Here is a 22708-nt window from a genome sequence, read left to right on the forward strand (position 1 = left end):
CGCCGACAGCTTCTTGGCGTCGGTGGCGACCTGGGCCTTCTGGCCGTCGTCGGACTTCTTGTCGGAGCCATAACTGCACGCGGCGAGGGCGCCGACGAGCAGGGGGAGGGTCGCGGCGGCGGCGAGGCTGCGGCGCAGGGCGGTGCGGTTGGCAGGCACGGGAGGTGTTCCTCTCGTTGGCCCGGCGGTCACGTCCCCCTGGGGACGGGGAAGATGGCCGGGAGAGCGGCAGGTCTTCGTCTGTACGGATGGAGCGGGTCGTGCGGGTGGAGCCGCTGGGCGCGCGAGCGGTGCGCGTACGTCATCGCGCACATCGGCCCACCCCGCCCTGCCCGCTGCCGAGGGCGCCGCTGCCGACGCGGCCGCCCTCCTTGGCGAACGTGGAGTAGAAGTCGTGGTGGGTCATGGTCAGAAGTCCCACCCGTCCGACTCGCCCTCGGCCCGGACGGGCTCGGGGGAGGCGAACGACTCGCCGACCATGCCCGCGGTGAGCGTGGTGCCGTCGGCCGGGTCGATCAGGATGAAGGCACCGGTGCGGCGCGAGTCGGCGTACGAGTCGAGCGGCAGCCGCTCGGCGGTACGGATCTTCACGCGGCCGATGTCGTTGGCGACCAGCTGCCCCGGGTGCGGGTGCAGCGACAGGTCGTCCAGGGTGAGGCGGGACGGGATGTCCTTGACGATCGCCTTGACCGTGCGGGTGCCGTGCTTGAGCAGCACGCGGTGGCCCACCGCGAGCGGCTGGTCGGCCACATGGCAGACCGTCGCCTCCACGTCCTGGGTGGTCGCGGGGGCGTCCCCGCTCGGCACGATCAGATCGCCGCGCGAGATGTCGACGTCGTCCGCGAGCAGCAGCGTCACCGACTGCGGGGTCCACGCCACGTCCACGGACTCGCCCAGCAGGTCGATCCCGGAGATCTTCGAGGTGCGGCCCGAGGGCAGCACGGTCACGCTCTCGCCGACCCGGAAGGTGCCCGCCGCGATCTGGCCCGCGTAGCCCCGGTAGTCGGGGTGCTCGGCGGTCTGCGGACGGATCACGTACTGCACGGGAAGGCGGGCGTGGCACCCGGTGAGGTCATGGCTGACCGGGACCGTCTCCAGGTGCTCCAGGACGGTCGGGCCGCCGTACCAGTCCATGTGGGCGGAGGGCTCCACCACGTTGTCGCCCTCGAGCGCCGAGATGGGGATCGCGGTGATCTCCGGGACACCCAGCTCGCCGGCGTAGGTGGTGAACTCCTCCGCGATCGCCGCGAAGACCTTCTCCTCGTACCCGACCAGGTCCATCTTGTTGACCGCGAGCACCACGTGCGGCACCCGCAGCAGAGCGGCGACCGCGGCGTGCCGGCGGGTCTGCTCGACCACGCCGTTGCGGGCGTCGACCAGGACCAGGGCGAGGTCGGCGGTGGAGGCGCCGGTCACCATGTTCCGGGTGTACTGCACATGCCCCGGGGTGTCGGCCAGGATGAACCGGCGCCGGGCGGTGGCGAAGTAGCGGTAGGCGACGTCGATGGTGATGCCCTGCTCGCGCTCGGCCCGCAGGCCGTCGGTGAGCAGCGCGAGGTCCGGGGCGTCCTGACCGCGCTTGGCGGAGGCGGCCTCGACGGCCTCCAGCTGGTCGGTGAGGACCGACTTGGAGTCGTGCAGCAGCCGGCCCACCAGGGTGGACTTGCCGTCGTCGACGGACCCGGCGGTCGCGAAGCGCAGCAGGGTGGTGGCGGACAGGTCCGCCAACTGCTCGGTCGTGGTGGTCATTTAGAAGTACCCCTCGCGCTTGCGGTCTTCCATCGCGGCCTCGGACATCTTGTCGTCGGCGCGCGTCGCGCCCCGCTCGGTGAGCCGGGAGGCGGCGATCTCGGCGATCACGGCGTCCAGCGTCGTCGCGTCGGAGTCGACGGCGCCGGTGCAGGACATGTCACCGACCGTGCGGTAGCGGACCAGCCGCGTCTCGACTTCCTCGTCCTCGCGGGGGCCGCCCCAGTCGCCCGCGGTCAGCCACATGCCGGCCCGCTGGAACACCTCGCGCTCGTGCGCGAAGTAGATCTGCGGCAGCTCGATGCCCTCGCGGGCGATGTACTGCCACACGTCCAGCTCGGTCCAGTTGGAGAGCGGGAAGACCCGCACATGCTCGCCCGGCGCGTGCCGGCCGTTGTAGAGCTGCCACAGCTCGGGGCGCTGGCGGCGCGGGTCCCACTGGGAGAACTCGTCCCGCAGCGAGAACACCCGCTCCTTGGCCCGGGCCTTCTCCTCGTCGCGCCGCCCGCCGCCGAACACGGCGTCGAAGCGGTGCTGCCGGATGGCCTCGGTCAGCGGCACGGTCTGGAGCGGGTTGCGGGTGCCGTCCGGGCGCTCCCTGAGCTCGCCGCGGTCGATGTACTCCTGTACGGAGGCGATGTGCAGCCGCAGCCCGTGCCGGGCGACGACCCGGTCGCGGTACTCCAGGACCTCCGGGAAGTTGTGCCCGGTGTCGACGTGCAGCAGCGTGAAGGGGACCGCCGCGGGGGCGAACGCCTTCAGCGCCAGGTGCAGCATGACGATCGAGTCCTTGCCGCCGGAGAAGAGGATCACCGGCCGCTCGAACTCGCCCGCCACCTCGCGGAAGATGTGCACCGCCTCGGACTCCAGGGCGTCGAGGTGGGTGAGCGCGTACGGGGTGTCCGTGCCCTCGGTACGGGCGGCGGCGGTCGTCGTCATGCGAGACCCCTCTCGGTGAGCAGTGCGTGGAGCGCGGCGGCGGACTCCCGCACGGTCTGCTGGTGCGACTCGATCCGCAGGTCGGGCGACACGGGCGCCTCGTAGGGGTCGTCGACCCCGGTGAGCCCGCTGATCTCGCCCGCCGCCTGCTTGGCGTACAGGCCCTTCACATCGCGCTCGGAGCAGACCTCCACGGGAGTGGCGACATGCACCTCCAGATAGGGGGTGCCCTCCGACTGGTGGCGCTTGCGGACCGCCTCGCGGCTGTCGGCGTACGGCGCGATCACCGGCACCAGTGCCTTGACGCCGTGGGAGGCGAGCAGTTCGGCGACGAAGCCGATCCGCTGCACATTGGTGTGCCGGTCCTCGCGGCTGAAGCCGAGTCCGGCCGAGAGGAACTCGCGGATCTCGTCGCCGTCGAGCACCTCGACCCGGTGGCCCTCGCCGCGCAGCCGGTCCGCCAGCTCGTACGCGAGGGTGGTCTTGCCCGCGCTGGGCAGCCCGGTCAGCCAGACGGTGGCTCCGGTGGTGGCCCCGCTCACTTGGTTCTCCTGGGTGTTGGTCATCAGCCGTGCAGCCCGCACTCGGTCTTGCCGCGCCCGGCCCAGCGGCCGGCCCGCGCGTCCTCGCCCTCCGCCACGCGGCGGGTGCAGGGCGCGCAGCCGATGGACGGGTAGCCGTCCATGAGCAGCAGATTGGTGATCACGCCGTGCTCCGCCACGTAACGGTCCACGTCGTCCTGTGTCCAGCGGGCGATCGGGGACACCTTGACCTTCCGCCGCTTCTCGTCCCAGCCGACCACCGGGGTGTTCGCCCGGGTCGGGGACTCGTCGCGGCGCAGGCCGGTCGCCCACGCGGAGTACCCGGCCAGGCCCTCCTGGAGCGGCTTGACCTTGCGCAGCGCGCAGCACAGGTCCGGGTCGCGGTCGTGCAGCCGCGGGCCGTACTCGGCGTCCTGCTCGGCCACGGTCTGACGCGGGGTCAGCGTGATGACGTTGACGTCCATCACGGCGGCCACCGCGTCCCGGGTGCCGAGGGTCTCCGGGAAGTGGTAGCCGGTGTCCAGGAACACCACGTCCACGCCGGGCATGACGCGCGAGGCGAGATGGGCGACCACCGCGTCCTCCATCGAGGACGTCACACAGAACCGCTTGCCGAAGGTGTCGGCCGCCCAGCGCAGTATGTCGAGGGGCTCGGCCTCCTCCAGCTCGCGCCCGGCGGTCTCGGCCAGCGCCCTGAGTTCGTCGGCCGAGTGCGCCTGAAGGGTCGTCATGAGGTCTCCTGCCGAAGGTCGGTGGACCGCGGCCCACGGGCCAGCAGTCCGAGGAACGAGAGCCGGAACGCGCGGTTGCAGCTCGCGCATTCCCAGGCCCCGTGGCCCTCCTCGGACGGCCGCAGGTCCTCGTCCCCGCAGTACGGGCAGTAGAAGGGAGCCGCTCGCTCGCTCACGACAGGGCCTCCTCGTCGGCGCGCGCGGCCCAGGCGGCGAACCGCTCGCCGCTCTCGCGCTCGGCCTCGAAGCGCTTGAGGACGCGCTCGACGTAGTCCGGCAGTTCGGCCGAGGTGACCTTGAGGCCGCGCACCTTGCGGCCGAAGCCCGCCTCCAGGCCGAGCGCGCCGCCCAGGTGCACCTGGTAGCCCTCGACCTGCTCGCCCTCGTCGTTCAGGACCAGCTGCCCCTTGAGACCGATGTCCGCCACCTGGATACGGGCGCAGGCGTTGGGGCAGCCGTTGAGGTTGATGGTGATCGGCTCGTCGAAGTCCGGGATGCGGCGCTCCAGTTCGTCGATGAGCGCGGCGCCGCGCGCCTTGGTCTCGACGATCGCCAGCTTGCAGTACTCGATGCCGGTGCAGGCCATGGTGCCGCGCCGGAACGGGGACGGCCTGGCGGTCAGGTCGAGTGCCTCCAGGGCCTCGACCAGCGCCTCGACCTGGGCCTCCTCGACGTCCAGCACGATCATCTTCTGCTCGACCGTGGTCCGCAGCCGGCCCGAGCCATGGGCCTCCGCGACCTCGGCGATCTTCGTCAGGGTGGCGCCGTCGACGCGGCCGACGCGCGGGGCGAAGCCGACGTAGAAGCGGCCGTCCCGCTGGCGGTGCACACCGATGTGGTCGCGCCAGCGCTGGGTGGGCTCGGCGGGCGCGGGCCCGTCGACCAGGGCGCGCTCGAGGTACTCGTCCTCCAGGACCTGGCGGAACTTCTCCGGGCCCCAGTCCGCGACGAGGAACTTCAGCCGGGCGCGGTTGCGCAGCCGCCGGTAGCCGTAGTCGCGGAAGATGCCGATCACGCCCGCCCAGACGTCCGGGACCTCCTCCAGCGGGACCCAGGCGCCGAGCCGCACGCCGATCTTCGGGTTGGTGGAGAGGCCGCCGCCCACCCAGAGGTCGAAACCGGGCCCGTGCTCGGGGTGTTCGACGCCGACGAAGGCGATGTCGTTGATCTCGTGCACCACGTCGAGCAGCGGCGAGCCGGAGATCGCGGACTTGAACTTGCGCGGCAGGTTGGAGAACTCCTTGCTGCCGATGTAGCGCCGCTGGATCTCGTCGATGGCCCAGCTGCCGTCCACGATCTCGTCCTCGGCGATACCGGCGACCGGCGAGCCGATGACGACGCGCGGGCAGTCGCCGCAGGCCTCGGTGGTGGACAGGCCGACCGCCTCCAGGCGGTTCCAGATCTCCGGCACGTCCTCGATACGGATCCAGTGGAGCTGGATGTTCTGCCGGTCGGTGATGTCCGCGCTGCCGCGCGCGAACTCCTGCGAGATCTCGCCGATGACGCGCAGCTGCTGGGTGGTGAGGCGTCCGCCGTCGATCCGCACCCGCAGCATGAAGTACTTGTCGTCCAGCTCCTCCGGCTCCAGGATGGCGGTCTTGCCGCCGTCGATCCCGGGCTTGCGCTGGGTGTACAGACCCCACCAGCGCATGCGTCCGCGCAGGTCGTTGGGGTCGATGGAGTCGAATCCGCGCTTGGAGTAGATCGTCTCAATACGTGTCCGCACATTGAGACCGTCGTCGTCCTTCTTGAACTGCTCGTTCCCGTTGAGCGGCGTGAAGTGACCGACGGCCCACTGGCCTTCGCCGCGGTGGCGCCCCGGCTTGCGGCGGGCGGCGGCGGAGGCGGGCTTGTCTGGGGTGGCGGCCATGGGGATACGTCCTTCGGGACTGCAGGAGGGCGGCTCTGACCTGCACACTCGCGCTGAGGGCGCGGCGGTGCGCAAGTACGGTGAAGAAGACTGGGGGCGGCGGTGCTGGGGTCTCTCAGCGGGCCGGACAGATGGCGCTGGACATACGGCCCAGGTCGACGTGTCGCCGACTCACCAAGGCAATTCCAGTTCCGGACATGACGGAAGCGTGTCATGGCCCTCTCGGGCCAGTCCACCACTATCCAAAATGTGGACAACAATGTCCCGAATCGCGAGACGCTGTGTTGTGGGTCACCGCGCCCGCCCCCGGACGCGGAGCGGGACGGCCGCCCCCGGCGCTCCCCTCTAGTGCGCCCCCGCCCACGGCCCCGGCGTCGCCACCTCGGCCTGTTCCTCCACCTTCGTGTCGAAGAGGCGGAACCCGCGGCGCAGATAGTTGTCCATCGCGTGCTCGCCGTCCAGGGAGCAGGTGTGCAGCCAGACCCGCTTCGTCGCCGGGCGCTCGGGCCAGCGGTCGGCGAGGTCCCAGGCGCGGGCGATGCCGGCCGACAGGAGGTGGCCGCCGATGCGGCGGCCCCGGAACGAGGGGATCAGACCGAAGTAGACGATCTCCACCGCGCCCTCGTCCTGCGGCTCCAGCTCCACGTAACCCGCCGGGGTGCCCTTCTCGTACGCCACCCAGGTCTCCACGCCCGGCCGGGCCAGGTACTCCTGCCACCGCGCATAGGGCCACGCCAGACGGTCCAGCCAGTGGATGTCGCCGCCGACCGCCGTGTAGAGGAAGCGGCTGAACTCCGGCGAGGGCACCTCGGCGCGGACGACCGTGAGGTCGAGGTCGCCGGCGGGTCCGGCGGCGGGGCGCAGGTCGGCCGGGGACGTCTGCTCCAGGGACCAGGTGGTGACGGGGATGTTCATGCCGTCACCGAATCACGGCCGGGGCTCTGTGTTCAAGGGCAGGTCAGTGGGGGTGATGGCGGACCGCCGGGGCCGTCGAGCGGGGGAGCAGGTCCGCCGGGTGGGCCGGGCGGACCACCTCCACCTCCACGTCCTCCGCGAACCGGTACGGCCGGTGGGCGAGCACCTCGGCCAGATGCCGCCGCAGCCGGGACATCTCCGCCCGTACCGTGACCGTACGCGTCGGGTCCTCGAAGATGTCGTGCGCCAGCTGCGCGGCCGTGCGCCCGGCGCGGTGCAGGGCCAGCACGTACAGGAGCTCGGCGTGGCGCGGGCTCAGCTCCTGCGTCCAGCTGCCCGCGTCGCCCGAGACCGTCACCGAGGCGCGGCGCGGGCGGCTCAGATCCAGCACCACCCGCCGCGGCGGCGCGTCCGCCCGCCCCGCGCCGTCGCCCACCGCCCGTACCAGCCAGCCGCCGGGCAGCGGCTCGACCGCGCACATACCGAGCGAGGGCAGCCAGACCCGGCCCGCCCGGAACGACTTGGGCAGCGGCAGCCGGTCCACCGGCGGCATCCCCGTCACCGCGGCCGTCCAGCCGTTGGTGTCCACCGCGAGCGCCCGCCCGTCGAGCCGGCACAGCACGGGCGCGGCCACCGTCCGCAGCCGCTCCACCGCGGCCAGGTGGCGGGTGCGCAGCTCGGCCTCGGCCAGCCGGGACACCGAGGTCACGAACGCCAGCGTCGCCGGGTGCATGGTCGACAGCGGGCCGCTTACGTCGACCACGCCGAGCAGCCGCCCGTCGCGCGGGTCCACGATCGGCGCGCCCGCGCAGGTCCAGGTGTGGTGGGTGGAGACGAAGTGCTCCGCCGAGTGCACCAGCGTCGGGCGGCCGGTGACCAGCGGGGTGCCCACCCCGTTGGTCCCCACCGCCCCCTCGCTCCAGTCGGCCCCCACCTGGAACCCCAGCGCGTCGGCGTTGCGAAGCACCGAGGCGTGCCCCTCGCGCCACAGCAGGGTCCCGTCCGCGTCCGAGACGACCATGATGTGCTGCGCGGCGTCCGCGACCGAGACCAGCGCCTCGCGCAGCACCGGCAGCACCTCCCTGAGCGGCGAGCTCTGGCGGCGCCGCTCCACCTCCTCCAGCGGCAGCAGCCCCGCGTGCCCGGCGCCGTCCGGGTCCAGGCCGTGGCCGAGCACCCGCCGCCAGGAGGCGTCGATCTCCGCGCGCGGGGCGACCTTGGAGGGCAGCCCCGCGAGCGCGGCCGCCCGCATGCCCTTCAGCAGCCGGGTGGCCTCCCGCACGTCCATCGCGGCCAGCCGGGCCGGGTCGAGGGGGGTGGTGTCCTGCACTGGGTCCTCCTGTCGGCACCGGCGTTCCGAGGGGGTTCGCCAACAGACTCCGAACGCGGGTGCCACGCATTCATCGTGCCCGCCCGGACGTTCGCGCGCGGCGATATGCCGCACAAGGTTGCAACCCTTTGCAACTCTCGCGAACGGCCGTGCGTGTGTACGAAGGTGGTGGAACACCGGACGTCCGGTCGTCATGGCCCGCGAGGGCGCATGAGAGTGCGGGGGTGGTGCCGTGTCGGCGCAGCACCACCCCCGACGCACGTCCGGGTCAGGGAGCCCGGGCCGCTGAGGCCCGGGCACCCGCCACCGGGGCCGGTCCGCCGGTCCCGGCGCGCCGCCGCTCAGACCGCCGCGCGCGCCCGCTCCACCACCGAGCCCAGGTCCAGCGTGTGCGGCAGCGTCCCGAAGGCCGTGCCCCAGTCGCCGCCGAGCCGGGACGCGCAGAACGCGTCCGCCACCTCCGGCGGCGCCCAGCGCACCAGCAGCGACCCCTGGAGCACCAGCGCCATCCGCTCCACCAGCCGGCGCGCCCGGGCCTCGATGCCGTCCAGGTCCGCCAGTTCGGTGAGCAGGTTCTTGATCGCCCCGTCCAGGCGGTGGTCCGCGCCGCGCGCGCGGCCGACCTCCTGGAGGAAGGCGTCCAGGGCGTGCGGCTCGCGCTGGAGCGCCCGCAGGACGTCCAGCGCCTGGACGTTGCCCGAGCCCTCCCAGATCGAGTTGAGCGGCGACTCGCGCAGCAGCCGGGGCAGCCCGGACTCCTCCACGTACCCGTTGCCGCCCAGGCATTCCAGCGCCTCGGCGACGACCGGCGTACAGCGCTTGGTCACCCAGTACTTGGCGGCCGGCACCGCCAGGCGCAGCAGCGCCCGCTCCTCCTCCGCGTCCGTGCTCTGGACGGCGTCCTGCGCCGCCGCCAGCCGCAGCGCCAGGGTGGTCGCCGCCTCCGACTCCAGGGCCAGATCCGCCAGCACGTTCTTCATCAGCGGCTTCTCGATCAGCACCCCGCCGAACGCGCTGCGGTACGAGGCGTGGTGGATCGCCTGCGCCACGCCCTGGCGCATCAGCGCCGCCGAGCCGACCACGCAGTCGAGCCGGGTCGCCGCCACCATCTCGATGATGGTGCGCACCCCGCGCCCCTCGTCCCCGACCCGGCGCGCCCACGTCTCGTCGAACTCGACCTCGCTGGACGCGTTGGACCTGTTGCCCAGCTTGTCCTTGAGGCGCTGGATGCGGAAGGTGTTGCGGGTGGCGTCGTCCAGCACCCGGGGCACCAGGAAGCAGGTCAGCCCGCCGGGCGCCTGCGCGAGCACCAGGAACCCGTCGGACATCGGCGCCGAGCAGAACCACTTGTGCCCGGTCAGCAGGTACTCCCCGCCGTCCCCCAGCGGCCGCGCCTTCGTGGTGTTGGCCCGGACGTCACTGCCGCCCTGCTTCTCCGTCATGCCCATCCCGAAGAGCACCCCGGCCTTGTCGGCGGCCGGCCGCAGCCCCTCCTCGTACACATGGGAGGTGAGCCTCGGCTCCCACTCGGCGGCCAGCGCCGGGTCGGTCCGCAGCGCCGGCACGGCCGCGTGCGTCATCGACAGCGGGCACCCGTGGCCCGCCTCGGCCTGCGTCCACACCAGGAACCCGGCGGCACGCCGCACATGCCCGCCCGGCCGCCCCCAGGCGTCGGTGAGGCCCGCCCCGACGGCGTGGCCGAGCAGTCGGTGCCAGCTCGGGTGGAACTCGACCTCGTCGATCCGGTGGCCGTAGCGGTCGTGGGTGCGCAGCTTGGGCGGGTTCTCGTTGGCGAGCACCCCCCACCCCTGCGCCTGGGCGGAACCCGCCGTACGCCCGAGGCCGCTCAGCTCGTCCCGCGCCTCCTCGGCGAGCTCGGGCGCCAGATGCCGTTCCACCCCCTCAAAGAGCGCGCGGTCGGACAGAAAGACGTCGTATCCCACCAGGGGCGGAGCCTGGTTGGTCACTGTGTGGGTGGTGGCTGCCATGCCGATACGGTAAGGAGGTGCAGCCAGCAAATGAAACACCCGAGCGGCCGTCGGGCCGACTCCACCGGGCCCCGAGCCGTCTCCACCGGGCCCGTGTCCTCTACCGCAACGTATCCAAGCGGAAGATGGCCTGGCTGCTTCTGAAGGACACCGTCAACTCGTGCATCGAGTACCGCATCCTCGGACTGGCGGCCGAGGCGGCGTTCTTCACCCTGCTCTCGCTGCCCCCGCTGCTGCTCAGCCTGATCGCGCTGCTCGGTTACGTGGACGGCTGGACCAACACGGACACCGTCGCCACCATCAACAAGAACATCATCAACGCCGCCCAGTCGGTCCTGTCCGACCGGGGCGTCCATGACTTCGCCGAGCCGCTGCTGGCCGACGTCACCAAGGGGAAACGGCCGGAAATCGTCTCCCTCGGCTTCGCCTTCGCGCTCTGGTCGGGCTCCCGGGCCGTCAACGTCTTCATCGACACCATCACCGTGATGTACGGGCTCGACGGCCACCGGGGCATCGTGCGCACCCGGATGCTCTCGCTGCTGCTCTACGTCGTGGCCCTGCTGATCGGCGCGGTGGTGCTGCCGCTCGCGGTGGTCGGCCCGGACCGGGTGGTCGAGCTGATCCCCTGGGGGACGGGTCTGATCAGCGTTCTGTACTGGCCCGTGATGATCCTCCTTTCGGTGGCTTTTCTGACCACCCTCTTCCATGTCTCGGTGCCGGTCCGCTCGCCGTGGATCGAGGACGTGCCGGGCGCGCTGGTGGCCCTGGCGATGTGGGTGCTCGGCTCGTTCCTGCTGCGGATCTACCTCACCAACACGGTCGAGGGCCCCACGATCTACGGCTCACTGGCCGCGCCGGTCGCGGTGCTGCTGTGGATCGGCGTCTCGGCCTTCGCGGTCCTGGTGGGGGCGGCCGTGAACGCGGCGATCGACCGGGTGTGGCCGTCGGTCGCCACGGCCGCCGCCCGCGCCGCCAACGAGCGGGTCAAGACGGCCCAGGCCGCCGAGATCGTGGCCCGCGCCGCCCAGGCCCGGGCCGCCTACCAGGGCGGCGACCCGGACGACCTGGACCCGTCCGACCCGGGGATGCCTTCGGAGTACCCGGAGCGGTGGTCGCGCTTCCTGCCGCCGGACGACGTGAAGTCCCGGCTGCACGGGACGCGCGACCCGCACGGGCGCGACAAGCCCTAGCTAGCCGTCCGCCAGCACCTGCCCGAGCGCGGACAGCGAGGTGGTGACCAGGGTCGCCCCCGCCGCCCGCAGATCGGCCGCGGAGGCCGCCCCGTCGGCGATCCCGACGTACGGGACGCCGAGCCGGGCGGCGGCGGCCGCGGCGCCCGGCATACGCCCGACGACGAGCGCGTCGGCGACGGTCCGAACGGCCTGGAGGATGGCGTCCTCGCCCATCTGGGTCCTGCCCCGGACGTCCACGGCCACGTCCCCGAGAACCCGCCGCACCGCCTCCTCCGCACCACCGGTCACGACGACGACCCGCCGCCCCGAGTCGACGAGCGCGTGGATCGCCTCGTGGGCGTGGGGGCGCGAGAGGGTGCCGTCGTGGTCGATGAGCACGGTGCGGACGGGGGCGAGGAGGGTGCGCAGGGGACCGAGGGCGGGCAGGAGCGTGGCGCGGGCGAGGAAGTCGGCGGCGCCCTCGCCCAGGGACTGGGGCTTGCTCAGGCGCGCGTCCACCCTCACCTGCGCCAGGTCGAGCCGGGCGAGCCCGTGCTCGCGGACCAACGGGCCCAGCTCGTTCGTCAGCCACCTTCTGACATCCTCGAGGAGGGCCGGGTTCCGCGACCAGGCGATCGTCGCGTCGACCGTGAAGGCCAGCCCGTCCACGGCGCTGGGGAGGGGGAAGCGGAGCGTGGCGTGGTGCCCCACCCTCGCCGTGACACGCCGGAACCAGACGACGTGCCCGGCCTCCTCGAAGCGTTCGTACTCCTCGGCCTCGCGGGCGTCGAGCATCCGGTGGACCGCGTCCGGTACGCACACGTCGAGCGTTGCCGCGGGCCTTTGGTCCTGAGGGGACGGTGGAATCCCGAGGACGTACCTGGCCCGGCCGTATTCGCTGTCCGGGTTCACCAGGACGCGCAGCCTTACGGATTCCAGCTCGTCCGGAGCCATGCCCTCGACCAGGCCGTGGATCAGCGTGTCGACGGCCTTCTTCAGCACGGCGACGGGTGTGCCGTCGGGGCGGAACAGGAGATGAGTGGCGCTGCCGTAGGGCTCCGAGCGGTCCGGCGCGACGCCGAACACCGTCTCGACGGCGGCGAGCAGTGACGGCGGTACGGGCTGGAGGGCGCGGGTCGGCAGGACCTCGATGACCACCATCGGGTGCGGCACCCCGCTCCGCAGGACGTCCCGCCGCTCCGTCGCCATCCGCAGCAGCTCCGCCAGTTCCCCCCGGTGCCGGGCCGCCCAGTCGCCCCGCATCCCCGCCAGCGGCTCGCCCGCCCACAGACCGAGGGCCGTCTCGTACCGCTGGAGGGCCAGGGCGCGGTCGCCCGACGACTCGGCCGTCTCCGCCTGGAAGAGGAGCTGTTCCGCGGCCAGGAGGTCGACGTCCGCGCCCTTGAGGGTCATCCGGTAGGTGCCGTCGGCCGCGCTCCGGACCGGGTGGCCCATGAGCATCAGTCGGCCCGCGACGGCGTGCACGATGTCCAGCCACTCCGGCTCCCACAGCTCCGTACCGGCCACCCGTTCCCCGCGCGCCAGCACCAGCGCGCACAGCATGCGCAGTTCGGGCCCGTCGGACTCGGGGGCGGGGATGCCGTCGACCCACGCCTCGGGCGCACCCAGCAGCCGGTAGACGCGGCGGGCGTCGGCGGACGGGCCCAGCAGCTCGGCCGCGGCCCGGCGGCGCACCGGGAGCGACGCGTCCAGCAGCCCGGCGATCGCCGACCGCACGGCCGGGGAGAGCGGCGCGCGGTGCTCGTGCAGTGCGGCCGCGGCCGGGGTCGACCCGTGGTCCGCGAGCCGGGTGCCGACGGCCATCTCGAAGAGCAGCTGTCCCGCCTCCAGCAGATCGTCCTCCGGCCGGGGCCCAGGATCGTGCCGTACGCCCGGATCGCACAGCAGCGCTCCTCGCTCGGCCGACAGCTGTACGTTCTCGGCGCGTACGGAGCCGTGGGCGATGCCCTCCTCGTGCAGGGCGCCGAGGCCGGAGAGGATCTCCCTGGCGGTGCGCACGATGTCCTGCACCGGCCACCCGTCCGGGTATCCCGCCATCGCCTCGCGCAGGGTCGGCGCCTCCACCCACTCGGTCACCAGGTACCAGGCGCCCTCGTCCGCGAACGCGTCGAAGTTCAGCAGCAGCTGGGGATGGTGGACGGCGGCGACCCGGCGGGCCTCGGCGAGGAAGCCGGGCGTCGGGGCGGGCCCCCGGTCCGCCGGGAAGCGGTACAGAGTGATCGCCACCGGCCTGCCCGTGGGACGGTCCACCGCCCGCCACACCTCACCCGGCGGCCGTCGCCCGATCCGCTCCCGCAACTCGTACCGCCCCTCCAGCAACCGCCCCCCGGCCACCTCCTCCGGCCCCCGCAGCAGCCGTACGCTCTCCCGGCTCACCAGCGCGAACGGATCCCCCGGCACCGCACCCACCGGTCCGCCCCGCGCCGCCACCAGCGCGCGGAACTCGCCCGGCACCGCCCCCGCCAGCGCCTCGATCCGGGCGTTGACCCGGCTCAGCAGTCCGCTGGTGCGCACATGGGCCGTGCGCGGCAGGGTGCCGAGCAGGACCTCGCGCACCCCGGGCCGGAAGTCGTACGCGCCCGGCGGTCCCGGCACCGCCGTGAGCATGCCGCTCAGCACGACCTCGGCCAGGTGCTGCGGCTGCGGGTGCGCCTCCACGGCGGAGTGCACCAGCCGCATCACCGGCAGATGCGCGCAGCCCACCGCCAGGTGCGCGGCGAGCCGGAACGCGGCCGGGGACGCCACCGACCGGAAGCGCAGGACCAGTTCGTCGGCGGGCAGGCCGGGGGCGGGCGCTGCCGTGTCCCCGGCGGGCGGCCGGGGCGCGAGCACCGCCGCCGCACCCGGCACCTGGGTCCCGCCGCGCGCCCCCACCAGCTCCGCCCAGTTCCCCAGCCAGCGCGCGGCGGGCTCCATGACCGGCACCGGGATGCCGCCCGGCACGGCCGTGGCCGCGTCGCCCTCGTACGGGAGGAACGTCAGCGACGTCCCGGCCGCGCCCGGGCCCGGCGTGCTCAGCAGCCCGGCGGAGGGGGCGAACGCCGTGTACTGCCACAGCCGTTCCGGCAGCGGCTGGATGACGGCGACCGGCAGGGCACGCGCCCAGCCGCGCAGAGTGCGGTACCAGCGCCGGCCCGGCGGGCCGTCCCGCCACTGCGGGCCCATGCAGTCGCTGAGGACCAGCACGGCGGTGCGGCCGGCCGCCGGGCGGGCCGGCAGCCCGCCGTCGGCGGCCAGCGGCAGCACCTCCACCGTGCGAAACGCGCCGGTCTGGGCCAGCGCCCGGTGCAGATCGCGCAGCAGCGGCCGCCACATCGCCATGGTGGGGCCCGCGTCGAAGACGATCCGCAGATGCAGCCAGCGCTCGGGGCGGGGGCGCAGTACCGGGAACCACCACTGCGGCCGGGCGCCGGCGAGCGCGCCCCGGTGGGCCGTCGCCGTCTCGTCGAACTCCCGCTGGTGCGCCGACGGCACCCGCCGCTTCAGCGGGCGCACCGCACGCTGGAGCGCCAGCGGATGCGCGAGCATCGCGGGCGCGGGCGCCAGCAGGGGTGCGTGCTCGCCGCCGCGCTCCGGCGCGGGCGCGGGGCGGTCCGGCGGCGGGGTGCGCAGCGGCACCCGCTCGGGCACCACCTCCGGCCGCTCGGCGGCGGGGGCCTCGTCGGCGGGCTCACCGGGCTCGGGGTCCTGCGGCGGCCGCTCCGGGAGCGGCGGCAGCGGCAGCCGCGCGTCGGCTCCGCTGCGGACCTCGGGATCCGGGCGCATGTGCCGCGCCAGCCACAGCGCTTCGGCGAGCTCCCGGCCGGTCGGCGCACAGCCGCCCGCCGCGGCGAGCACGCGCCGCAACCGGTCGGCGTACAGCCGCTCCCGGGCGGAGTCCCGGGCGGGCTCCCGGGCGGGATCAGAACTCATCGGGCCGCAGGCCCTCCGGCTCCAGCACCTGGCTCAGATACGGCATCAGATGTTCGGCCAGTCGCTCCCGCGACGCCCCCTGGAGGCCGGAGGCGCGGGTCAGATAGACCGCGTTGAGGAGCTGGTCGGTGGCGAGCTCGCCACCGGAGGCGCGGTGCAGGAACGTGTCGACGAGCTCCAGCGCACCGGTGTCGAGCCCGCCCAGGTGCGCCTCCACGATCGCCTTGAGCTGCCGCTCGTCCGGCTGTCTGAGCTCCAGCGTCACACAGCGGCGCAGGAAGGCCGGCGGGAACTCGCGCTCGCCGTTGCTGGTGAGGACGACGAAGGGGAAGGCGTGGCACCGCACCCGGCCCCGGTGCACCGGCACCCGGTCGTCCGCGCCCGCCACCATGATGTGCGCCTCGGGGGCCCGGTGTGCCGTCCGTACCAGCTCCGGGATCTCGAACTGCCCCTCCTCCAGGACGTTCAGCAGGTCGTTGGGCAGGTCCAGGTCGCCCTTGTCGATCTCGTCAATGAGCAGGGCCCGGGGGCGCTGGTGGGGCAGGAGCGCGGTGCCGAGCGGGCCGAGCCGCAGATGGTCCGCGATGTCGTTGTCCCGCCGGGCACGCGGGGCCATGATCACGGACTTGCCGGCGCCCTCCTCCCGCGCCGCGTACAGCCGCGACAGCGGGTCGTACTGGTACAGCGCGTCGTCCAGCGTGCTGCGGCTGGTGACGTTCCAGCGCAGCACCGGCCCCAGCATCAGCTCGCGCGCCACCGCGTACGGAAGGCTGGACTTGCCGCTGCCGGGCGGGCCGGTGACCAGCAGCGGGCGCCGCAGGTACAGGGCCGCGTTGACCAGTTCGACGCTCTGCTCGGTGACGACGTACGTCTGGGCGCGGTGGGTGCGGTCGGGGGAGGAGGCCGCGTCCTCGGGGTCCTCGGACGGCGGCGGCAGCAGCGGCTTGCCGTCGAAGGCGCGCCAGGGCGGCGGCGGGGGGAGCTGGGTGATGCCGTCGTGCGGCTCACCGCCGCCGGTGTACACGGGCCACAGGGACATACGGGCTGCTCCTCAGCTCAGCGGGGACCGGTCGGGCGGGGCGACGGCGGGGAAGCGGCGCGGGTCCTCCCAGACGAGGGTCAGCCCGGCCGCCCAGTGCGGCACGCTCTCGTCGTGCATGAACGCCTCCTTGCGCAACTCCATGACGTGGCCGGGCAGTTCACCGGGCGCCAGATCGGCCAGCCAGCGGGCCAGCTCGTCCAGGAAGCCGCTGCCCCGGCACCCGCCGTCGCAGGCGCCCCCGGTGCAGCCGGTGTGCGGCCAGAGCACGATCGGCGAGGGCGCGTTGAGCGCGGCCCCGTGCGGCTCGGTGGCCGTCCGCGCCGGGTCCGGCGGCCGGGCGAACCCCACCGGCCCGTACACGTTCTGCAGTTGTACGGAGAGCTTGTCCGGGCGCGGTGTCCTGCCGCACTCGATCCGGTGGACGGGGGAGCCGCGGTGGCCGTCCAGGGTCTGCCACATCTGCCGCAGGGTCCACTGGAGCCGGGGGTTCTTGCGGCGCAGCCGGTCCATGACGACGACCGGTGAGACGCAGCCCAGCGGCGGCTCGATGCCCTTCCTGCGCACCCACTGGTCGACCGGCTTGTGCAGCCAGTTGCGCGGCAGCGCGAAGGCGACCAGTGCCCGGCCCCGGTCGTCGAGGTCCCCGAACGCGTCGTCGACCCGGTCCAGGACCCACTCGCGCAGCTGTCTCTCGCCGGTGACGGTGGCCGAGTCGACCAGCCGCCGGGTGTCGTCGCGGTACGCGTACACCTCCACCAGGAGCGCGTTCCTGCCCTCGCCGCTGCGGTTGATCTCCACCAGGACCGGCGACCAGCCGAAGTCGGGGGCCCGGTACGGCTGTGCGGGGCTGTCGAAGCGCGCCCGGTGGCCCCGCGCCCACGCGCGCAGCTCGCGGCCGAGCGCGGGGTCCGGTGCCGCGCCCTCGTCGCACACCGCCGCGAGCCGCACCGCGAAGTCGGCGAGCGGCAGTGTGCCCGCCCTCGGCACCGACTCCGCGAGCAGGTGCCACACCGCCTCCCACGGGTTCGCGAACCCGCCGTCCGGGGGCGCCAGGCCCAGCGGCCCCACCGCCTGGCCGAACAGCAGGCCCGGGTCGGCCGCGCCCTCGGGCACGCGCGCGAGGAGCGCGGCCAGCACGCGCTTCTCCTCGGCCCGGTGGCCCGGCGTCGGCACATGCTCGGCGAGCGGCGGCCAGGACCGGGCGAGGACCTGCGCCGAGACCATCCGCACCGGGTCCATCGAGGAGACCATGCCGACCACCTCACCGCCCTCGGCCAGGTGCACCCCCGCCCCGCTGAACCCGCCGCTCACCGGCGTCCCGTATCCCTTCCAGTCCTCCAGCTGGGTCCACTCGTTGCTGGTCAACTCGGCTGTGCTGGCCCGCAGTTCGCTGATGACCCCCTCCTCGTAGTCCTGCGGGAAGCCGTGGGCGAGGAGCTTGGGGGAGGGGTACGCGTAGGGCGCGTCCGGGTGGGCGAAGCGGGCCGGGCGGGCCGGTACGGGGCCGGCCAGCTCCAGCACCGCCCAGTCGCCGGGGTCCCGGGAGCCGCCCGCCCAGGGGCCGCGCGCCACCACCCGCGCGCCGTCCGGCGCGCGCCCCGGCAGGCCCGGGAAGCGCACCTCGGCCGACTCCTCCTGCCAGACCACATGGGCGCAGGTCAGGACGTGGCGGTCGGTGAACAGGAAGCCGGCGCCGACCGCGCCGCCGCACTCGATGTACGCGTGCCAGGAGGGTGACGCCATCACCGAGCTGCCGGGGCTCCGGGGTCGGGGGCCGTGGCGGGAGCGGGGGGAGTGGCGTTACCGTGCGCGGAGTGCCCCGGTGACCAGGAGAGCTTCACCATGAGATGGCCCTCCACCGCCGTCCTGGCGATCACCGCGCCCGCCTCGGCGGTCAGCTTCACCCCGAACTCCAGCTCCACCGCGTCCGGTTGGAGGCGGCCGTCCCGGAAGACGTGCAGCGCGGACTCGGCGGCGGCGCGGATGCCCTCCAGTGCGCTGTCGAACGTACGGGCCGCCTCGGAGACCGAGTTGTCGCCCCGGCGCACCAACTTGGCGCCGGAGGCGTGCCGTTCGACCTCCACCACGACCTGCGCGCCCTCGTCGGTGTGGAACTCCATCAGCGCAGCCATCGCCGCCCCCTCGCAGCCGTGCCGGACCGGGCGACCATTGTGTCGGAGCTGCCGGGCCGCTGTCCGGGTTAGCCTCGAAGACATGTACCGAGAGCGTGCCTCGCGGCTGCCCGGCGCGGTGGTGTGGGCGCGCACGGTGGAGCCGGGCGCCGTCCGCCCCGTGCTGCCGGACGGCTGTATGGACCTGCTGTGGCGCGACGGGAGGCTGTTCGTCGCCGGTCCCGACACGCACGCGTACGTACCGGACGCGCGGGCCGGGGCCCGGTTCGCGGGCGTGCGGTTCGCGCCGGGCGCGGGGCCCGCGGCCCTGGGCGTACCGGCGCACGAGCTGCGCGACCGGCGCGTGGACCTCGCCGCGCTCTGGCCGGGCGGCGAGGTGCGCCGCCTCGCCGAGCGGATCGGCCTGGCACCGGACCCGGCCGCCGCCCTGGAGGCGGTGGCGCTGGCCAGGGCGGGGGAGCCGGACCCGCTGATGCGGGCGGTGGCCGCCCGGCTCGCGGCGGGCGCCCCGGTCGCCGCGACGGCCGAGGCGGTCGGGCTCGGCGCCCGCCAGCTGCACCGCCGCTCCCTGGACGCCTTCGGCTACGGCCCCAAGACCCTCGCGCGCGTGCTGCGCCTCCAGCGCGCCCTGGAACTCGTCCTGGCGGGCGTGCCGTACGCCGATGCGGCGCTGACGGCGGGCTGCGTCGACCAGGCCCACCTCGCCCGCGAGATGCGCGCGCTGGCCGGCACCACCCTGACCGCCTACGCCGAGGCGGCGAAGAGCGAGACGCCGATGCCGTCCGGGTCGTGGAGCGTCGCGTAGCGCTGGCCCCAGAAGGCGTCGAAGGGCTTGAGGCGACCGGGGTGGCCGGCCGCCACCAGCTCCTCGTACAGCCGGTCCACCTCTTCCGGCCCGTCGCAGGCGAAGGCCAGGTCGGCGCGGCCGCCGCCGTGCGGGCGGGTCCAGTCCGGGTCGAAGGAGCGCACCACGTCCTCGGTGTCCCACAGGATCCGGGTGCCGCCCGGGAGCGTGTGCTCCACATGCGGTTCGGTGTCGGCCGCGGCCGGGATGTCCAGGCCCAGGCGGCGGTAGAAGGCGAGTGAGGCGGCCATGTCGGAGACGATCAGGCCGACGGAGTCGAATCGTGCGTTCATGGCTTCACCGTAGGCACGGCCGGACCTGGGGTCTTGTAAGAAACGGACATGCACCCGTTGGCGCACTCTGCCTGCCGGGCGGCCCCCGGCCGCGTAGCGTGAGCCCATGGCTGCCGCCGATCAAGTGACCCGGTCCCTGCCGAGCCGAGAGGCCGCCCGCCCCCAGCGCCGGGACAGCGTCCGGCTGGCGCTGGTGGGGGCGGTGCTCGCGCTCGCCTGCGGCGCGGTCCAACTGGCCACCGGCGCCTGGCGGCTGCCGCTCGGCTGGGACGAGACCGTGTACGTCAGCCAGGTCGACCCCCGGGTCCCCGACGCCTTCTTCAGCGAGCCCCGGGCCCGCGGCGTCAGCTGGCTCGCGGCCCCCGCCGCCCAGCTGACCGGCTCGGTGCCGGTGCTGCGCGCCTGGATGCTGCTGCTCGCCGCCGCCGGGCTCACCCTCGCCTTCCGCCCCTGGCTGACCCTGGTGGGCCGCCGGGTCGTGCTGCTCGCGGCCGTGCTCTTCACCGGTCTGTGGGTGGTGCAGTTCTACGCGGGCGAGGTGATGCCCAACCTGTACGTGGCGTACGGCGCGCTCGCCGGGGCGGGCTGGTTCCTGCACGGCGCCCAGGACCGGGAGCGGCGGCGCGGACCGCTGCTCGCGGTGGTGCTGAGCGTGGCGTTCACGGCGCTGGTGCGTCCCTACGACGGCGGCTATCTGGCGGTGGCGCTGCTCGCGGCCGCCCTCGCGGTACCGGCCTGGCGGCGGCCGCGGCTCGTCGTCGCGGTCCTCGGGGGACTGGCCGCCGGTGTGCTGCCGTGGGTGGTCGAGGCGTATCTGCGCTTCGGCGGTCTGCTGGAGCGGGTGCGCGGCGCGGGCGAGGCGCAGGGCGGGCTGAGCCTGCACAACGCGCTCGGCATGAACCTGATGACCCTCAACGGCCCGCTGCTCTGCCGGCCCTGCACCTCCGGCTGGCCCAACCCCCAGGCGAGCGCGGTGTGGTGGCTGGCGCTGCCCCTGCTCACCGCCCTCGGCGTCCTGTGCGCGGCCCGCGCGGGACGGACGCGCACGGCGCTGCTCGCGGTGTGGTGCGCGGCCGCGCTGGGCGTGCCGTACCTCTTCGGCATCGGCTATGCGGCCCCCCGCTTCCTGATCCCCGCCTACGCCCTGCTCGCGCTGGTCGTCGCGGAGTGCGCGGCCGGGGCGGTGGCGGCGGCGCGCGGGCGGTGGCGGGTCGTGGTGGTGGGCGCGATCGCGCTCTGCCTGGGGCTCCAGCTCTGGGGCCAGTACGGGATCATGGACCGGCGCACCGCACGCCAGCAGGCGCTGCGCTCCGACGACGAGTGGCTGGTGGCGCGGCTCGCGCGGGAGGGCATCCGTCCGCCCTGCACCATCGTCGGCGAACAGTCGCAGCCGCAGGCGTTCTACGGGGGCTGCTCCTCCCAGGCCAGCGACCGCCCCGACCGGACCCAGACCGTCCCGGGCATCGTGGCGGCGTCCCGCCGCACCCCGCTCGCCCTGGTCCAGCCGAACCCGAACCCGCCTGCCTACGCCCGGACATGGCGGGGCCGCAAGGTGGTCACGCCCCGCACGGGGCAGGTCTGGTACGTGTTCCTGGCGCCCGCTCCGGAACCGTCGCGCAAGGCCGGCGAAGGCCGCGGATAAATCAGTTGGCCGGGGCCCGGGCCCGCGTTATCGTGAAGGCGTTCCGCGCGGCGGCTGTTGGCCGGCGCGCTCAGACCGTGCGATCGAAACGGGAGGTGTGACCGATGGCTGTCATGGCGATGGGCGCTGCCCTCATCCAGAAGTGCATCCATTCCACTCCCGTGGCCGCCGGCTGAACCCAACGCACCGCCGGGGCCACCCTTGTGAAGGGTCTCCCCTTGTCCTCCTCTTCTGCTTCTTCTGCTTCGCAGCAGTCGTCTCTCTCGCGCGCCCTCGCTCCGTACGGCTGGGACGACGCCTGGGCCGCCGCGTTCGCGCCCTACGCCGAACAGGGCCTGCTGCCCGGCCGCGTGGTCCGCGTCGACCGGGGCCAGTGCGACGTCCTGACCGCCGACGGGCTGCTGCGCGCCGAGACCGCCTTCGTCACCCCGCACGACCCGATGCGGGTCATCTGCACCGGTGACTGGGCCGCCGTCGAACCCGGCGGCGACCCCCGGTTCGTCCGTACCTATCTGCCGCGCCGCACCGCCTTCGTACGCAACACCTCCTCCAACCGGTCCGAGGGGCAGATCCTCGCGGCCAACGTGGACCACGCGATCATCGCGGTCTCGCTCGCGGCCGAGCTGGACCTCGGGCGGATCGAGCGGTTCCTGGCGCTGGCGTGGGAGTCGGGCGCACAGCCGCTCGTCGTCCTCACCAAGGCCGACCTGGTGCCCGACCCGGTCGGGCTGTCCTACCTGGTCCAGGACGTGGAGACCACCGCGCCCGGTGTCCAGGTGCTGCCCGTCAGCTCGGCGACCGGCGACGGCGTCGAGATCCTGCGCGCGGTCGTCTCGGGCGGCACCAGCGTGCTGCTCGGCCAGTCCGGCGCGGGCAAGTCGACGCTGGCCAACGCGCTGCTCGGGGCGGACGTGATGGAGGTGCAGGCCATCCGTGACGTCGACGGCAAGGGCCGGCACACCACCACGACCCGCAATCTGCTCGCCCTGCCCGGCGGCGGTGTCCTCATCGACACGCCGGGGCTGCGCGGGGTCGGCCTCTGGGACGCCGAGACCGGCGTCGGACAGGTCTTCGCCGAGATCGAGGAGCTGTCCCAGCGGTGCCGCTTCCACGACTGCGCCCACGAGGCGGAGCCGGGGTGCGCGGTGCTCGCCGCCGTCGAGGACGGGTCGTTGGCCGTGCGGCGGCTGGAGAGCTACCGCAAGCTGCTGCGCGAGAACCAGCGGATCGTGGCGAAGACGGATGTTCGTCTGCGCAACGAGCTCCGCCGTGACTGGCGGCTCAAGTCGGCCGAGGGCCGGGCCAACTACGCCGCGAAGCGGGGTGGCGGGCGCTAGCCCGGTCTTTGCCTGCGGGTGCGTGGGGGGCTGCTCGCGCAGTTCCCCGCGCCCCTGTTTGGCCCGGTCTTTGTCTGCGGGTGGGTGGCGGGTTGCTCGCGCAGTTCCCCGCGCCCCCAACCCCTCGTTCGTCTGCGGGCCGGTGGCCGCCTCTCGCGCAGTTCCCCGCGCCCCTGAACCCGCTCTCGTCTGCGGACCGTGGCCGCTTCTCGCGCAGTTCCCCGCGCCCCTAGGGGGTGGCCGCAGTCG

19 protein-coding genes are annotated in these 22708 nt (G+C 73.9%); 4 read left to right on the forward strand and 15 right to left on the reverse strand.

Going from position 1 to position 22708, the window contains the following annotated elements:
• Positions 1–408: 408 nt before the first annotated feature.
• From ABD236_RS31705 to ABD236_RS31750, 10 genes are all read right to left on the reverse strand, one after another.
• On the reverse strand, positions 409–1749 hold the full coding sequence (locus tag ABD236_RS31705; RefSeq protein ID WP_344079929.1) for a sulfate adenylyltransferase subunit 1: 1341 nt from the start codon (positions 1747–1749) through the stop codon (positions 409–411).
• Positions 1750–2688: a sulfate adenylyltransferase subunit CysD gene (cysD, locus tag ABD236_RS31710; protein WP_344079932.1), complete on the reverse strand. Its 939-nt coding sequence runs from the start codon at positions 2686–2688 to the stop codon at positions 1750–1752.
• Entirely contained in the window at positions 2685–3254 is a 570-nt protein-coding gene (gene cysC, locus ABD236_RS31715) for an adenylyl-sulfate kinase (protein WP_344079935.1), read from the reverse strand. The genes cysD and cysC overlap by 4 nt, the downstream gene beginning before the upstream one ends.
• A complete protein-coding gene (locus ABD236_RS31720) occupies positions 3254–3961 on the reverse strand; it encodes a phosphoadenylyl-sulfate reductase (protein WP_344079938.1) in 708 nt (235 codons plus the stop codon). Before ABD236_RS31720 ends, cysC begins: the two co-directional genes overlap by 1 nt.
• Positions 3958–4137 carry a hypothetical protein gene (locus ABD236_RS31725; RefSeq protein ID WP_344079941.1) on the reverse strand — a complete coding sequence of 60 codons (180 nt, stop codon included), beginning with the start codon at positions 4135–4137 and terminating at the stop codon, positions 3958–3960. The genes ABD236_RS31720 and ABD236_RS31725 overlap by 4 nt, the downstream gene beginning before the upstream one ends.
• Positions 4134–5831, reverse strand: coding sequence for a nitrite/sulfite reductase (locus ABD236_RS31730; protein WP_344079944.1), 1698 nt, complete (start codon positions 5829–5831; stop codon positions 4134–4136). The genes ABD236_RS31725 and ABD236_RS31730 overlap by 4 nt, the downstream gene beginning before the upstream one ends.
• Before the next feature lie 115 nt (positions 5832–5946).
• A complete protein-coding gene (locus ABD236_RS31735; RefSeq protein WP_310591794.1) occupies positions 5947–6030 on the reverse strand; it encodes a putative leader peptide in 84 nt (27 codons plus the stop codon).
• Between the two features lie 146 nt (positions 6031–6176).
• Positions 6177–6746 carry a GNAT family N-acetyltransferase gene (locus tag ABD236_RS31740; protein ID WP_344079947.1) on the reverse strand — a complete coding sequence of 190 codons (570 nt, stop codon included), beginning with the start codon at positions 6744–6746 and terminating at the stop codon, positions 6177–6179.
• Between the two features lie 43 nt (positions 6747–6789).
• On the reverse strand, positions 6790–8034 hold the full coding sequence (locus tag ABD236_RS31745; RefSeq protein ID WP_344079983.1) for a helix-turn-helix domain-containing protein: 1245 nt from the start codon (positions 8032–8034) through the stop codon (positions 6790–6792).
• A gap of 383 nt (positions 8035–8417) precedes the next feature.
• The gene (locus ABD236_RS31750; protein WP_344079951.1) at positions 8418–10064 is read right to left on the reverse strand and encodes an acyl-CoA dehydrogenase family protein; all 1647 of its coding nucleotides are present in this window, start codon (positions 10062–10064) and stop codon (positions 8418–8420) included.
• Between the two features lie 17 nt (positions 10065–10081).
• On the opposite strand from ABD236_RS31750, the gene ABD236_RS31755 reads away from it, so the two are divergent.
• Positions 10082–11254 carry a YihY/virulence factor BrkB family protein gene (locus ABD236_RS31755; RefSeq protein WP_344079954.1) on the forward strand — a complete coding sequence of 391 codons (1173 nt, stop codon included), beginning with the start codon at positions 10082–10084 and terminating at the stop codon, positions 11252–11254.
• Here ABD236_RS31755 and ABD236_RS31760 read toward each other — a convergent pair whose 3' ends face one another.
• The 4 genes from ABD236_RS31760 to ABD236_RS31775 are packed head-to-tail and all read right to left on the reverse strand — an operon-like array spanning position 11255 to position 18343.
• Positions 11255–15169, reverse strand: coding sequence for an SAV_2336 N-terminal domain-related protein (locus ABD236_RS31760; RefSeq protein ID WP_344079957.1), 3915 nt, complete (start codon positions 15167–15169; stop codon positions 11255–11257).
• Positions 15159–16208: an AAA family ATPase gene (locus ABD236_RS31765; RefSeq protein ID WP_344079960.1), complete on the reverse strand. Its 1050-nt coding sequence runs from the start codon at positions 16206–16208 to the stop codon at positions 15159–15161. Before ABD236_RS31765 ends, ABD236_RS31760 begins: the two co-directional genes overlap by 11 nt.
• Before the next feature lie 12 nt (positions 16209–16220).
• Positions 16221–17954: a VMAP-C domain-containing protein gene (locus ABD236_RS31770; RefSeq protein ID WP_344079963.1), complete on the reverse strand. Its 1734-nt coding sequence runs from the start codon at positions 17952–17954 to the stop codon at positions 16221–16223.
• Entirely contained in the window at positions 17954–18343 is a 390-nt protein-coding gene (locus ABD236_RS31775) for a CU044_2847 family protein (RefSeq protein WP_344079966.1), read from the reverse strand. The genes ABD236_RS31770 and ABD236_RS31775 overlap by 1 nt, the downstream gene beginning before the upstream one ends.
• Before the next feature lie 82 nt (positions 18344–18425).
• Between ABD236_RS31775 and ABD236_RS31780 the strand changes: the two genes are divergently transcribed.
• A complete protein-coding gene (locus ABD236_RS31780) occupies positions 18426–19148 on the forward strand; it encodes a DUF6597 domain-containing transcriptional factor (RefSeq protein ID WP_344079969.1) in 723 nt (240 codons plus the stop codon).
• Here ABD236_RS31780 and ABD236_RS31785 read toward each other — a convergent pair.
• The gene (locus tag ABD236_RS31785; protein ID WP_344079973.1) at positions 19088–19480 is read right to left on the reverse strand and encodes a VOC family protein; all 393 of its coding nucleotides are present in this window, start codon (positions 19478–19480) and stop codon (positions 19088–19090) included. The genes ABD236_RS31780 and ABD236_RS31785 overlap by 61 nt on opposite strands.
• 106 nt (positions 19481–19586) lie before the next feature.
• Here ABD236_RS31785 and ABD236_RS31790 point away from each other — a divergent pair, with 106 nt between their 5' ends.
• Both ABD236_RS31790 and rsgA read left to right on the forward strand, forming a co-directional pair.
• Positions 19587–21122, forward strand: coding sequence for a hypothetical protein (locus ABD236_RS31790; protein WP_344079976.1), 1536 nt, complete (start codon positions 19587–19589; stop codon positions 21120–21122).
• 218 nt (positions 21123–21340) lie between these two features.
• A complete protein-coding gene (rsgA, locus tag ABD236_RS31795; RefSeq protein WP_344079979.1) occupies positions 21341–22459 on the forward strand; it encodes a ribosome small subunit-dependent GTPase A in 1119 nt (372 codons plus the stop codon).
• Positions 22460–22708 lie beyond the last annotated feature (249 nt).

Source organism: Streptomyces crystallinus, from assembly GCF_039521265.1.
Classification (GTDB): Bacteria; Actinomycetota; Actinomycetes; order Streptomycetales; family Streptomycetaceae; genus Streptomyces; species Streptomyces crystallinus.